This window comes from Isoptericola halotolerans (assembly GCF_013149785.1).
Taxonomy (GTDB): domain Bacteria; phylum Actinomycetota; class Actinomycetes; order Actinomycetales; family Cellulomonadaceae; genus Isoptericola; species Isoptericola halotolerans.
This window is the reverse complement of sequence record NZ_JABEZU010000003.1, coordinates 425,285-438,520: the sequence shown is the minus strand read 5'-3', so window position 1 is coordinate 438,520 and position 13,236 is coordinate 425,285. Positions and strand designations below refer to the sequence as shown.

The 13,236-nt window shown below is 72.6% G+C and carries 12 protein-coding genes; all 12 read left to right on the top strand.

Going from position 1 to position 13,236, the window contains the following annotated elements:
- Positions 1–63: 63 nt before the first annotated feature.
- The 12 genes from dop to HDG69_RS14135 all read left to right on the top strand — a co-directional run bounded on the left by dop (position 64) and on the right by HDG69_RS14135 (position 13,216).
- Positions 64–1,680, top strand: coding sequence for a depupylase/deamidase Dop (gene dop / locus HDG69_RS14190; protein WP_216645728.1), 1,617 nt, complete (start codon positions 64–66; stop codon positions 1,678–1,680).
- Positions 1,681–1,756: 76 nt separating this feature from the next.
- Positions 1,757–1,954, top strand: a complete 198-nt coding sequence (locus HDG69_RS14185) for a ubiquitin-like protein Pup (protein WP_171784465.1) — start codon at positions 1,757–1,759, stop codon at positions 1,952–1,954.
- A 6-nt stretch (positions 1,955–1,960) separates the two neighbouring features.
- Positions 1,961–2,812 carry a proteasome subunit beta gene (gene prcB, locus HDG69_RS14180; RefSeq protein ID WP_171784464.1) on the top strand — a complete coding sequence of 284 codons (852 nt, stop codon included), beginning with the start codon at positions 1,961–1,963 and terminating at the stop codon, positions 2,810–2,812.
- Entirely contained in the window at positions 2,809–3,528 is a 720-nt protein-coding gene (prcA, locus tag HDG69_RS14175) for a proteasome subunit alpha (protein WP_171784463.1), read from the top strand. The genes prcB and prcA overlap by 4 nt, the downstream gene beginning before the upstream one ends.
- Positions 3,529–3,538: 10 nt before the next feature.
- Entirely contained in the window at positions 3,539–4,900 is a 1,362-nt protein-coding gene (gene pafA / locus HDG69_RS14170; RefSeq protein WP_171784462.1) for a Pup--protein ligase, read from the top strand.
- A 22-nt stretch (positions 4,901–4,922) separates the two neighbouring features.
- Positions 4,923–5,933: an FKBP-type peptidyl-prolyl cis-trans isomerase gene (locus HDG69_RS14165; RefSeq protein WP_343036449.1), complete on the top strand. Its 1,011-nt coding sequence runs from the start codon at positions 4,923–4,925 to the stop codon at positions 5,931–5,933.
- A 7-nt stretch (positions 5,934–5,940) separates the two neighbouring features.
- Positions 5,941–6,711, top strand: coding sequence for an imidazole glycerol phosphate synthase subunit HisF (gene hisF, locus HDG69_RS14160; RefSeq protein WP_171784461.1), 771 nt, complete (start codon positions 5,941–5,943; stop codon positions 6,709–6,711).
- A gap of 173 nt (positions 6,712–6,884) precedes the next feature.
- On the top strand, positions 6,885–8,708 hold the full coding sequence (locus HDG69_RS14155) for an ABC transporter ATP-binding protein (RefSeq protein ID WP_246256680.1): 1,824 nt from the start codon (positions 6,885–6,887) through the stop codon (positions 8,706–8,708).
- Positions 8,705–10,519, top strand: a complete 1,815-nt coding sequence (locus HDG69_RS14150; protein ID WP_171784459.1) for an ABC transporter ATP-binding protein — start codon at positions 8,705–8,707, stop codon at positions 10,517–10,519. The genes HDG69_RS14155 and HDG69_RS14150 overlap by 4 nt, the downstream gene beginning before the upstream one ends.
- 65 nt (positions 10,520–10,584) lie before the next feature.
- The gene (hisI, locus tag HDG69_RS14145) at positions 10,585–11,007 is read left to right on the top strand and encodes a phosphoribosyl-AMP cyclohydrolase (protein ID WP_171784458.1); all 423 of its coding nucleotides are present in this window, start codon (positions 10,585–10,587) and stop codon (positions 11,005–11,007) included.
- Positions 11,004–12,626, top strand: a complete 1,623-nt coding sequence (locus HDG69_RS14140) for an anthranilate synthase component I (RefSeq protein WP_171784457.1) — start codon at positions 11,004–11,006, stop codon at positions 12,624–12,626. Before hisI ends, HDG69_RS14140 begins: the two co-directional genes overlap by 4 nt.
- Positions 12,623–13,216 carry a Trp biosynthesis-associated membrane protein gene (locus tag HDG69_RS14135; protein WP_171784456.1) on the top strand — a complete coding sequence of 198 codons (594 nt, stop codon included), beginning with the start codon at positions 12,623–12,625 and terminating at the stop codon, positions 13,214–13,216. The genes HDG69_RS14140 and HDG69_RS14135 overlap by 4 nt, the downstream gene beginning before the upstream one ends.
- The last annotated feature ends 20 nt before the right edge of the window (positions 13,217–13,236 follow it).

The window sequence follows — 13,236 nt, the reverse complement described above, 5'->3', positions numbered from 1 at the left end:
GGGCGGGCGCCGTGCCCGGCACGGCCGGACGCATAGGGTGGCAACGTGACGGTGCGACGCGTGATGGGGATCGAGACGGAGTACGGCGTGCTGGCGCCGGGGCGGCCCACGGCCAACCCGATGCTCATGAGCTCGCAGGTGGTCACCACCTACCGCGCGTCGGTCCAGGGTGGACGGCCCGGGCACCCGCCGGCGCGCTGGGACTACGACGACGAGGACCCGCTGGCCGACGCGCGGGGGTTCCACCTGCAGCGCGCCTCCGCTCACCCGTCGTTGCTCACCGACGACCCCACGTCGCCCGCCCCCTCGGGACCGGTGGTGGACCGGCCCTCGGGCCCCGAACGGATCGAGCGTCCCGAGGCGGAGGAGTACGACGACCCGAGCGCCGCGAACTGCATCCTCACCAACGGGGCGCGGCTCTACGTGGACCACGCGCACCCGGAGTACTCCTCGCCCGAGGTGACGAACCCGCGCGACGGCGTGCTGTGGGACGTGGCCGGGGAGCGGGTGATGCTCGCGGCGACCCGCCGGCTCGCGCAGGTGCCCGGCTCGGAGGTCGTGCTGTACAAGAACAACGCCGACGGCAAGGGGGCCAGCTACGGCACCCACGAGAACTACCTCGTCGACCGGAGGCTCGAGTTCGGCACCATCGTCGAGCTGCTCACCCCGTTCCTGGTCACGCGCCAGGTCTTCACGGGCTCGGGGCGTGTCGGTCTCGGCCCGACGGGGGACGAGGCAGGGTTCCAGCTCTCCCAGCGAGCCGACTACATGGAGGCCGAGGTCGGGCTCGAGACCACGCTGCGCAGGCCGATCGTCAACACGCGCGACGAGCCCCACGCCGACCGGACCCGCTGGCGGCGGCTGCACCTCATCCTCGGCGACGCCAACCACCTCGAGGTGGCGACCTATCTCAAGCTCGGCACCACGTCGTTGGTGCTCTGGGTCGCCGAGCACCTCGGTGACCTCGCCGAGGCCGGGGTCCCGGCGCGCGCGGAGCTCGCGGCGCTCCGGCTCGCCGACCCCGTCGGCGACGTGCGCCGGGTCTCGCGCGACCTCGACCTGTCGGTGCCCCTGGAGCTCGCGGACGGGTCGACGGCGACGGCGCTGGAGATCCAGGCCCGCTACCTCGACGTGGCCGCCCGCTCGCTGGCGGCGCTCGGGACCGACGCCGAGTCCGACGCGGTGGTCGAGCGGTGGCGCTCGGTGATCGGACGCCTGGGCCAGGACCCGTCGTCCTGCGCCCGCGAGGTCGAGTGGGTCGCCAAGCTACGCCTGCTGGACCGGTTGCGTCGTCGTGACGGCCTGGCCTGGGACCATCCGCGGTTGCTCGCGATGGACCTGCAGTGGTCCGACGTCCGGCCCGAGCGTGGCGTCTACCACCGTCTCCTGGCGGCGGGAGCCGTCGAACGACTGGTGTCCGAGGACGACCTCGCCCGAGCGGTCCACCACCCGCCGCACGACACCCGGGCATGGTTCCGGGGGGAGGTCATGGAGCGTTTCCCGGACGAGATCTCCGCGGCGAGCTGGGACTCGGTGATCTTCGACGTCCCGGGCGCTGCGTCGCTGCAACGGGTGCCCATGCTGGACCCGCTGCGCGGTACCGCCGCGCACATCGGCGAGCTGCTGGACGCCAGCCCGGACGCGGCCGCGCTGCTGGCCGGTCTGCGCGGCGACACGTGAGCCGCCCGGCTCGCATCGTCCCCCGCACGGCATAGGCTGACCACACCTCGAAGCAACGACGAAGGAGGCGGACCCCATGGCTGGTCAGGAACGCGTCAACCCGCAGCGCGACGACCGGACGCCCGACGACGACGCGGAGGTGCCGGCACCGGTCGCCCCGCAGGTCTCCGAGTCCGACGCCGAGGTCGACTCGCTGCTGGAGGAGATCGACGAGGTCCTCGAGTCGAACGCCGAGTCGTTCGTGCGCGGCTTCGTGCAGAAGGGCGGGCAGTGAGTGTCGATGAGTCCTGCTGACGCCTCGGGCCGGCTGCCGGACGCGTTCCTGCGTCCGGGGTCGAGCTCCTTCGTGGACTTCCTGACGGCGCACGCACCGGAGCTGTTGCCCGGCAACCGTTCGACACCTGGCACGGCCACCCTTCCGAGCACCGCCGACCTGGCCCCGCACGCCACCACGATCGTCGCCCTGACGTTCGGCACCGACGGAGAGCGTGGCGTGGTGCTGGCCGGTGACCGTCGCGCCACGATGGGCAGCATGATCGCCAGCCGGGAGATCGAGAAGGTGTTCGCGGCGGACGAGTACTCGGCGGTGGGCATCGCCGGGTCGGCCGGCATCGCCGTGGAGCTCGTGAGGCTCTTCCAGCTCGAGCTCGAGCACTACGAGAAGATCGAGGGCTCGCTGCTGTCCCTCGACGGCAAGGCCAACCGGCTCGCGACGATGATCCGCGGCAACCTTCCCATGGCCCTGCAGGGGCTGGCGGTGGTCCCGCTGTTCGGCGGCTACGACCTGGATCGCGGGACGGGCCGGATCTTCAGCTTCGACGTCACCGGCGGGCGGTACGAGGAGCGTGAGCACCACTCGGTGGGCTCCGGCTCGGTCTTCGCCCGCGGTGCGCTGAAGAAGCTGTGGCGAGCCGGGCTGGACTCCGAGGGTGCCGTCTCGGTCGCCGTGGAGGCCCTCTACGACGCGGCCGACGACGACAGCGCGACCGGCGGGCCGGACACCGTGCGCAGGATCTGGCCGGTGGTCGCCACGGTGACGGCCGAGGGCTACCGCCGCGTCGACGACGAGACGCTCGCGGCGGTCGTCGGACGGATCGTCGCCGCACGCAGCGAGGGAGGCCAGCACGCATGAGCATGCCGTTCTACGTCTCGCCCGAGCAGCTGATGAAGGACCGGGCGGACTTCGCACGCAAGGGCATCGGACGCGGGCGGTCCGTCGTCGTGCTCGCCTATGCCGGAGGCATCGCGTTCGCGACCGAGAACCCGTCGCGTGCCCTGCACAAGATCTCCGAGATCTACGACCGCATCGCGTTCGCTGCGGTGGGCAAGTACAACGAGTTCGAGAACCTGCGGGTCGCCGGGGTGCGGTACGCGGACCTGCGCGGCTACTCCTACGACCGCACGGACGTCACGGCCCGCGGGCTGGCGAACGCCTACGCCCAGACGCTCGGCACGGTGTTCACCACCGAGTCCAAGCCGTTGGAGGTGGAGCTCGTCGTGGCCGAGGTCGGTGCCGCACCGGCGCAGGACCAGCTCTACCGGTTGAGCTACGACGGGTCCGTGGCCGACGAGCACGGCTTCGTGGTGATGGGCGGCCAGGCCGACCAGCTCACGGCGCGGGTGCGTGCCGCGTGGTCGGAGGGGATGGACCTGGGGGCCGTGCTCCGTGTCGCGGTGAGCGCGCTCGGCGCGGTGTCCCCGGACGGCACCGTCGCGGCCGAGGGCGCCGAGCGCCCCATCCCGGCGTCCGGTCTGGAGGTCGCGGTGCTCGAGCGCGACCGTCCGCGGCGTACGTTCCGCCGCCTGCACGGCGACGTGCTCGCGGGCCTGCTCGCCGGGAACGACTGAGGGGGAGACCATGGACCGACGGATCTTCGGGCTCGAGACGGAGTACGGCGTCACGTGCGCCGCCGACGACGGCCGCGGCCTGAGTGCCGACGAGGTGGCCCGCTACCTCTTCCGCAAGGTCGTGGCGTGGGGCCGGTCGTCCAACGTGTTCCTGCGCAACGGTTCGCGGCTCTACCTCGACGTCGGGTCGCACCCGGAGTACGCCACGGCCGAGTGCGACGACGTGCGCCAGCTCGTCGCCTACGACCGTGGTGGTGAGCGGATCCTCGAAGGTCTCGTCGCCGACGCCCAGCAACGCCTCGAGCACGAGGGCCTGCCGGGCAAGGTCCACCTGTTCAAGAACAACACCGACTCGGCCGGCAACTCCTACGGCTGCCACGAGAACTACCTGGTCCGGCGGCAGGGGGACTTCTCCCGCCTGAGCGACGTGCTTGTCCCGTTCCTCATCACGCGCCAGGTGCTCACCGGCGCGGGCAAGGTGCTGACGACGCCCCGGGGTGCCACCTACTGCCTGTCGCAGCGTGCGGACCACATCTGGGAGGCCGTCTCCAGCGCGACGACGCGGTCGCGCCCGATCATCAACACGCGTGACGAGCCGCACGCGGACGCCGAGCACTATCGCCGGCTGCACGTGATCGTCGGGGACTCGTCGATGTCGGAGACCACGACGATGCTGAAGGTCGGTGCCACCGACCTGGTGCTCCGCCTGGTCGAGGCGGGTATCCCGGTGCGCGACCTGACGCTGGAGAACCCGATCCGGGCGATCCGGGAGATCAGCCATGACTCGTCCGGGCTGGCTCCGGTCCAGCTGGCGAACGGGCGCACGGCCACGGCGGTCGACCTGCAGGGGGAGTACTACCAACGCGTCCGCGAGCACGTCGAGACCCACCTCGAGCTCACGCCGCAGGTCAAGCAGGTGCTGGACCTGTGGGAGCGAGGGCTCAGGGCCCTGGAGTCGGGCGACCTGACGCTCGTGGAGCGGGAGCTCGACTGGGTCATCAAGAAGCGTCTCATCGAGCGCTACCAGGCCAAGCACGGGCTCACCCTCGACGATGCGCGCGTCGCTCGTCTCGACCTGGCCTACCACGACATCTCGCGGACCGAAGGGCTGTACAACCTGCTCGCTGCACGGGGGATGGTCGATCGCGTCGTGACCGACCTCGAGGTCTTCGAGTCGACCGCGGTCCCGCCGCAGACGACACGCGCCAAGCTCCGCGGCGACTTCGTCCGTGCCGCCCAGGAGGCGCGACGGGACTACACCGTGGACTGGGTGCACCTGAAGCTGAACGACCAGGCGCAGCGCACCGTGCTGTGCAAGGACCCGTTCCGCAACGTCGACGAGAGGGTCGAGCGGCTCATCGAGTCGATGTGACGACTCGTGGCAGACTGTCCCGGTGCTGCCCCGTCGTCCCCGCCTGCTCGCTGCTGCTGTCGCCGGCTGGCTCGCGGTGGCGGCCGTCGGTGGCTGCTCGTCGCCCCTGCTGGAGGAGCTGACTCCGTCGTCGGTGCCGTCCCAGGTGCCGGTCGAGGTGAGCGGTGCCGAGGGTGAGCCGCCCGTGGTCGACTACCCGCAGCCGTACGAGGTCGTCCGGTCCGGTTCCCGCACCGTCCGGCCGGGCGCGGGGGAGCCGATCGAGGACGGCGGCCCGGTGCTGCTGCACATGTACGCGGAGGACGGCCGCGACGGCAGCGTGATCTCGTCGACCTACCTGGACGCCCCCGCCTGGTACACCTTCGAGCCCGAGTCGCTGGGCCAGAACCTGTACGACTCCCTGCGCGGCAAGCGTGTCGGGGCGCGTGTGCTGGTGGTGGAGAAGGACGGCGACGTCCCGGTGGTCCTCGTGGTGGACGTGCTGCCCACCCGGGCGTCGGGGACCACGGTCGAGGCTCCCGAGGGGTTGCCGCGGGTGGTGCGGGACCTGGACGGCTCGCCGTCCGTCCGGCTTCCTGACGCCGAGCCCCCCGACGAGCTGCTGGTGCAGCCGCTGGTGCGTGGTTCCGGGCCGCAGGTGGACATCGGTCAGGTGGTGACGGCCCGGTACGTGCTGGTGCGATGGAGCGACGGCGCGGTGGTCGACTCGAGCTGGGACCCCGACGTCGCCCCGCAGTCCGCGACGATCGGCATCGGCCGGCTCATCGAGGGTTGGGACCAAGGTCTTCTCGAGCAGTCCGTGGGTTCGCAGGTGATGCTCGTCGTGCCGCCGCAGCTCGGCTACGGTGGCACCGGCAGCGAGCTCGCGGACGAGACGCTCGTGTACGTCGTCGACATCCTGGACGCGCGGTACCAGGTCACCGAGGAGGCCTCCGAGGGCGGGGCCGGCGAGGACACGACCGACGAGATCGACGAACCCGTCGAGGAGGCCTCGCGGGCGGCGGCGCCCGACGACCCGACCACTGGAGGATGACCAGCACATGACTGTGGCCGTACGGGTGATCCCGTGCCTGGACGTCGACGCCGGCCGCGTCGTCAAGGGCGTGAACTTCACGAACCTGCGTGACGCGGGTGACCCTGTCGAGCTCGCCGACAGGTACGACACCGAGGGCGCCGACGAGGTGACCTTCCTCGACGTGTCCGCGTCGTCGGGCAACCGCGAGACGATGGTGGACGTCGTCCGACGGACCGCCGACCAGGTCTTCGTCCCGCTCACCGTCGGCGGCGGTGTCCGCACGACGGACGACGTCGACCGCCTGCTCCGTGCGGGGGCGGACAAGGTGGGCGTCAACACCGCGGCCATCGCCCGGCCGGAGCTGATCGCGGAGATCGCCGACCGGTTCGGCAACCAGGTGCTGACGCTGTCGGTGGACGCGCGCCGCGCGACCGGTGGCACGATCACGCCGTCGGGGTACGAGGTCACGACCCACGGCGGGCGGCGCGGCACGGGGATCGACGCCGTGGCGTGGGCCGAGCGTGCGGCCGGGCTGGGTGCGGGAGAGATCCTGCTGAACTCGATGGACGCGGACGGCACGACCGCCGGCTTCGACCTGGAGATGCTGGCTGCGGTGCGCGAGCGGGTGTCGGTGCCTCTCATCGCCTCCGGCGGTGCCGGGACGCCCGAGCACTTCGTCGAGGCCGCCCGGGCCGGCGCGGACGCGGTGCTGGCCGCCAGCGTCTTCCACTTCGGGACGTTGACGATCGGTCAGGTCAAGGACGCGATGCGCGCGGCGGGTGTCGACGTGCGCTGAGCCGTCCTGTCGAGGGGCCACCTGGACGGATGCCCGGGCGAACCAGCGTGCGCCAGGCGCTAGGATCGATTCGATCCCTGACGACTGCGAGGTCTGCTGTGCCCGAACCCGCTCGCCCGGCCGCACTGTCCGGCTCACGACTGCGCCGCGGGACGGTGCTCGTCTGGCGCGGCATGCGGACCGAACCCCGTCTCTACGTCCTCGCCGTCCTCGCCTCGGCCGTCTTCGGCGCCGCCACCGTGGCGGTCAGCCGGGCGGTCGGCTGGGCGACGGACGCCGTCGTCGTCCCCGCGCTCGCCGGCGACGAGGCGGCCCGTGCCGACATCTGGCTCGCCGGCGGGGTGCTGGCCACCGTCGCCCTGACCCTGGCGCTCTCGGTGGCCGGGCGACGCATCTGGGCAGGCTGGGGCGTGGTGGGCATCCAGGCGGACCACCGGCGAGGCGTCACCCGGCAGTACCTGCGCCTTCCCCTGTCGTGGCACCGTGCGCACCCCACCGGTCAGCTGCTGAGCAACGCGAGCGCCGACGTCGAGGCCGCCACCGGTGTGTTCAACCCCCTGCCGTTCGCGCTCGGCGTGGTCGTCATGATCCTGGTGGCCACCGGGATGCTGTTCAGCGTGGACCCGTGGTTGGCCCTGGCGGCGCTGGTCGTGATCCCGGCGGCGATCGCGGCGAACGTCGTGTTCCAGCGGTACATGTCCCCGGCCGTGACCCGGGCGCAGCAGCTGCGCGCCGAGGTGGCCGACGTCGCCCACGAGTCCTTCGAGGCCGCCCTGCTCGTCAAGTCGCTCGGGACGGCCGACCGGGAGGAGGCACGGTTCGCGCGCCGCACGGACGAGCTGCGCGCCGCCAACGTGCGTGCCGGTCGGATCCGGGCGGTCTTCGACCCGGTGATCGAGCTGCTGCCCAACCTCGGCACCCTGCTGGTCCTGGGAGTGGGTACCGTGCGCGCCGCCAGCGGCGCCGTCGAGGTCGGCGACGTCGTGACCGCCGCCTACCTCCTGACGATGATGGCCGTCCCCGTGCGTGCCTTCGGGTGGGTGCTGGGCGAGATCCCGCGGGCGCTGGTCGGGTACGACCGTATCTCGCGGGTGCTGGACGCGCAGGGAGAGATCGAGGTCGGCGACGGGGTCCTGCCTGCCGGCGGGACCGGGATCGGTGTCCGCCTCGAGGACGTCGGGGTGGACGTACCGTCCGCCGGTCGGACGGCGACGCTGCTCGACGGGATCGACGTCGAGGTGGCGCCGGGCGCCACCGTCGCCGTCGTCGGTCCCACCGGCGCCGGCAAGACGACCCTGGTCTCTCTCCTGAGCCGCCTGAGCGACCCCACGCGGGGGCGGGTGCTGCTCGACGGCGTCGACGTCCGGGACCTCGCGGCCGGTCAGGTGCCGGCGCAGGTCGCCTACGTGGCGCAGAACACGTTCGTCTTCGAGGACACGGTCCGGGCGAACGTGACGCTCGCGGACGAGGTCTCCGACGCCGTCGACGAAGGTGTGTGGGAGGCGTTGCGGCTGGCCCGGGTCGACGACGTCGTCCGGGCGCTCCCCGAGGGCCTGGACGCACCCCTGGGCGAGCGCGGCGCCAACCTCTCGGGCGGTCAGCGTCAGCGTCTGGCGATCGCCCGGGCGCTGGTGCGCCGCCCACGCCTGCTCGTGCTCGACGACGCCACCAGCGCCGTGGACCCGCGGGTCGAGCAGGAGATCCTCGCCGGGCTCGCCGCCGACGCGGTCGGTACGGGGCGTCCGGTCACGGTCGTCATGGTCGCCTACCGGATGAGCTCGGTGTCGATGTCTGACGTCGTCGTCCATCTCGAGGGCGGCCGGGTGGTCGACACGGGCCGCCACGACGAGCTGCTCGCGCGCGACGCGGGGTACCGGGACCTGGCGACCGCCTACGAGGTGGAGACCGCACGGCGCGAGCGAGAGCTCGTCGACGAGCGTGCGGCCGGCGAGGACGTCCACGAACCCTGGGACGACGACGAGGAGGGCGCACGATGAGCGACTCGCGCATCGCCACGACGAGCGACCTGGGGGTGCTGGCCACCCTGCGCCGCGGCGTGCAGATCTCGCCGCAGATCGTGCAGGGGCTGTGGCTGACGCTGGCCCTCGCGGTCCTGGCCGCCGCGGGCCGGGTCGTCGTGCCGCTGGCCGTGCAGCAGACGATCGACGAGGGCATCCTGGCCGACGGCGGTCCCGAGCCGACGAGGGTCGCGCTGCTCTCCACCGTGGCCGCCGGGGCGATCATCCTCGCCGGGCTGTGCACGGCCGTGGTGAACGTCCGTCTGTTCCGGTCCACCGAGGCCGGCCTGGCGGCCCTGCGGGTGAAGGCCTTCCGGCACGTGCACGACCTGTCGACGCTGTCGCAGGGCTCGGAGCGTCGAGGAGCCCTGGTCTCCCGGGTGACCAACGACGTCGACACGATCTCGATGTTCGTGCAGTGGGGCGGGATCATGCTCATGGTCTCCACGCTGCAGGTGGGCGTGGCGACGGTGCTCATGGCCGTGTACTCGCCGGCGCTGACGGTCGTGGTGTGGCTGTGCTTCGTCCCGCTGTTCCTCGTCATCCGTCTCGCGCAGCGCGCGGTGGGCCGCCGGTTCACCGTCGTGCGGGAGAAGGTCGGGGCCATGCTGGGCGCTGTCTCCGAGGCGGTGGTCGGCGCCGAGACGGTGCGCGCGTACGGCGTGGCGGACCGGACGGGACGACGCATCGACGGTGCGATCGAGGACACGCGCCGGGCCCAGGGCCGCGCGCAGGTGCTCGTGGGGGTCGTGTTCTCCTCGGGCACGCTGCTGGCCAACCTGGTGCTGGCGGTCGTCGTCGTGGTCGGGTCCTACCTGGGCATCGGCGGCGGGTTGACCGCCGGGCAGCTGGTGGCCTTCCTGTTCCTGGTCCAGCTGTTCACCGGTCCCGTCCAGATGGCCACGGAGATCCTCAACGAGCTGCAGAACGCGGTGGCCGGCTGGCGTCGTGTCATCGCCGTGGTGGACACACCCATCGACGTCGAGGACGCCGACGGGCGCTCGGGCGCCGCCGCCAGTCCTCGGGGAGACGCCCGCGTGACCCTGCGCGGTGTGCACTACTCCTATCCCGGGGGCCCCGAGGTGCTGCACGGCATCGACCTCGAGCTGCCCGCCCGCAAGAAGGTGGCGGTCGTCGGGCAGACGGGCTCGGGGAAGACGACGATCGCCAAGCTGGTGGCACGTCTGATGGACCCGAGCGCCGGGCGGGTGGAGCTGGACGGCGTCGACCTGCGCGACATCCCGCTGCGCCGGCTGCGGGAGCGGGTCGTGCTGGTGCCGCAGGAGGGCTTCCTCTTCGACGGCACCATCGCGTCCAACGTCGCGTACGGCCTGCGCGACCTGCCCGCCGAGGGCGCCGTCGACCACGAGGTGCGGGAGCGGGTGGCGGCGGCGTTCGCGGCGCTCGGCCTCACCGAGTGGGTGGCCGACCTGCCCGACGGGCTGGACACCGACGTCGGGCAGCGCGGTGAGGCGCTGAGCGCGGGGGAGCGCCAGCTCGTCGCGGTGGCGCGCGCCTACCTCGCCGCACCCGACCTGCTCGTCCTCGACGAGGCGACGTCCGCCGTCGACCCTGCCACCGAGGTGCGCATCGCCCGTGCGCTCGACGCGCTCACCTCGGGCCGCTCGACCATCACGATCGCGCACCGGCTGTCGACGGCCGAGGCGAGCGACCTGGTGGTCGTCGTCGACGACGGTCACGTGGTCGAGGCCGGCCCGCACCTCGAGCTCGCCGCGGCCGGCGGGGTGTATGCCCGGATGCACGCGAGCTGGGTGGCCCAGACACGGTGACGTCCCGGGCGTCCTCGATCCGGTCACCGACCCGGCGACCGGCCGGCGCGTGGGAAGATGCCGGGGTGGCTGACCTGAACGGCAACGGGCTGGATCCCGGCACTGCAGACCGTCTCAAGCGCGACGACCACGGCCTGGTCGCCGCCATCGTGCAGCAGCACGACACCGGAGACGTGCTCATGCTGGGCTGGATGGACGACGAGGCGCTGCGACGCACCCTGTCCGAGGGGCGCGTGACGTTCTGGAGCAGGTCGCGCAGCGAGTACTGGCGCAAGGGGGACACCTCCGGGCACTTCCAGTACGTGAAGAGCGTCGCGATCGACTGCGACGGCGACGCCCTGCTCGTGCAGGTCGACCAGGTCGGTGCCGCATGCCACACGGGTGCGCACACCTGTTTCGACGCCGGGGGAGCGCTGCCCGCCGTCGTCGGGTCACGCCCGCCCCAGGGCCCTGCCGAGCACACCGACGAGACCGAGGAGGCCCGGTGACCCCGACCGCCGGCACACCCGCCGCCCAGCCGCCCCAGGCCCCCGCCGTCGCACCGACGGCCGAGGACCTCACCTGGGGTGCGACGTGGCCGCGGCTGAGCACCTTCCGTGAGCTCGCACGCGACCGCCGTGTCATCCCGGTCGTACGACGTGTGCTGGCCGACGACGTCACCCCGGTCGGGCTGTACCGCTCGCTCGCCGGCGGCCGGCCCGGCACCTTCGTGCTGGAGTCCGCCGAGGCCGGACGCTCCTGGTCGCGGTGGTCCTTCGTCGGTGTCGAGGCCCGCGCCACGCTGCTCTCCGACGGCGGACGAGCCGTGTGGACCGGGGACGTCCCCGCCGGCATCCCCGTCGAGGGGGACGTGGTCGAGGTCCTGGAGTCCGCTCTCGAAGCCCTGCGCACCGTGCCCGTGGAGGGGCTTCCGCCGTTGACCGGAGGGTTCGTCGGAGCCATGGGCTGGGACGTCGTGCGCCACTGGGAACCCACCCTCCCGGCGAACGCTCCCGACGAGCTCGACGTGCCGGAGGTCGCACTGACCCTGGCCACCGACCTGGTGGCCGTCGACCACCTGACCGGGTCGGTCTGGCTCATCGCCAACGCGATCAACGCCGACGGGACGGACGACCGCGTCGACGAGGCGCACGCGGACGCCGTCACCCGGCTCGACGCGCTCGCGGACCGGCTCGCGACGTCGCACCGCGCCGAGCGCACCGTGCTGCGTGACGACGTGCCCGAGCCCGCGATCGAGTTCCGATCCACCCGCGCCGAGTACGAGGCCGCGGTCCTGGCGGGGCAGGAGGGTGTGCGTGACGGCGAGGTCTTCCAGGTCGTGCTGTCCCAGCGGCTCGACCTCGACTGCCCCGCCCCGCCGCTGGACGTCTACCGCGCGCTGCGCACGATCAACCCGAGCCAATACATGTACTACTTCCAGCTGGCCGACCATCGCGGACGCGACTTCGCCGTCGTCGGAGCCAGCCCGGAGACGCTGGTGAAGGTCGACGACGGGCACGTCACGACCTACCCCATCGCGGGGTCGCGGCCTCGCGGAGAGAAGGTCGAGGACGACGTCGAGCTCGCCGAGGAGCTGCTCGCCGACCCCAAGGAGCGTGCCGAGCACCTCATGCTGGTCGACCTGTCGCGCAACGACATGGTCAAGGTCTGCGAGCCGACCTCGGTGGAGGTCGTGGAGTACATGACGGTGCGGCGCTTCAGCCACATCATGCACCTGTGCTCGACCGTCGTCGGTCGCCTGAGACCGGGCGCGACGGCGCTGGACACGTTCCGTGCCACGTTCCCGGCAGGCACCCTGTCCGGCGCACCGAAGCCGCGGGCGATCGCCATGATCGACGAGCTCGAACCTGCCTCGCGGGGCATCTACGGGGGCACCTGCGGGTACTTCGACTTCGGTGGGAACATGGACATGGCGATCGCCATCCGCACCGCGTTGCTGCGTGACGGCCGGGCCTCGGTGCAGGCCGGCGGCGGGATCGTCGCCGACTCGGTGCCGGCGCTGGAGTACGAGGAGTCCCGCAACAAGGCGGCCGCGGCGGTCCGGGCCGTGCAGCTCGCGGCACGGTTCTCCGACCTGGGCACGGCGGGGGCGGGGACGGCCCCGTGATCCGTTCCCGGTCCCGCGCCGTCGTCCTGCTGCTGCTGCTCGGCGGTGCGGCGTTCGCCGTCACCGCGCCGGTGTGGCTGCGCACCACGGTGGCCACGGCGCTCGAGCCCGAGGTCGTGATCGAGGTGCCCGGGACGGCGGCGGCCCCGGCGGTGAGCGCGGCGGCGTTCGTCGTGCTGGCCGGTGCGCTCGCAGCCACGCTGGCGGGACGGGTCGCGCGGTGGATCGCGCTGACGGCGACCGGTCTCGCCGGCGCGACCGTGGCGAGCGGTGCCGTCGTGGTGCTCCTCGACGCCCGCGCCCCCGCGGTGTCCGCCGCGGCCGACGCCGCGGGGGTCACGACGCTGACCTCACCGGTGGAGGTGACGCCGTGGCCGTGGGTGACAGTGGCTGTGGGAGCCGCCGTCGTCGTGGTGGCCGTGCTGGCGGCTCTGGGGGTGCGTTCGTGGTCGGGCGGCGACGCGCGGCACGAGCGCGACGGTTCGCCCGGCGTCGCGTCGGACCGCGACGACCCGGACGACGCCGGACCGGACGCCCAGGCCGACTGGGACGCGCTCACGAGGGGCACGGACCCGTCTGCCGACCGGTAGTCTGAGTGCCAGCAGCACGC

Bases quoted from the DNA above. Each gene is read 5' to 3' on its own strand.
- HDG69_RS14185 (WP_171784465.1), top strand. From the start codon at position 1,757: ATGGCTGGTCAGGAACGCGTCAACCCGCAGCGCGACGACCGGACGCCC.
- hisF (WP_171784461.1), top strand. From the start codon at position 5,941: ATGACTGTGGCCGTACGGGTGATCCCGTGCCTGGACGTCGACGCCGGC.
- prcA (WP_171784463.1), top strand. From the start codon at position 2,809: ATGAGCATGCCGTTCTACGTCTCGCCCGAGCAGCTGATGAAGGACCGG.
- dop (WP_216645728.1), top strand. From the start codon at position 64: ATGGGGATCGAGACGGAGTACGGCGTGCTGGCGCCGGGGCGGCCCACG.
- HDG69_RS14150 (WP_171784459.1), top strand. From the start codon at position 8,705: ATGAGCGACTCGCGCATCGCCACGACGAGCGACCTGGGGGTGCTGGCC.
- prcB (WP_171784464.1), top strand. From the start codon at position 1,961: ATGAGTCCTGCTGACGCCTCGGGCCGGCTGCCGGACGCGTTCCTGCGT.
- pafA (WP_171784462.1), top strand. From the start codon at position 3,539: ATGGACCGACGGATCTTCGGGCTCGAGACGGAGTACGGCGTCACGTGC.
- HDG69_RS14155 (WP_246256680.1), top strand. From the start codon at position 6,885: ATGCGGACCGAACCCCGTCTCTACGTCCTCGCCGTCCTCGCCTCGGCC.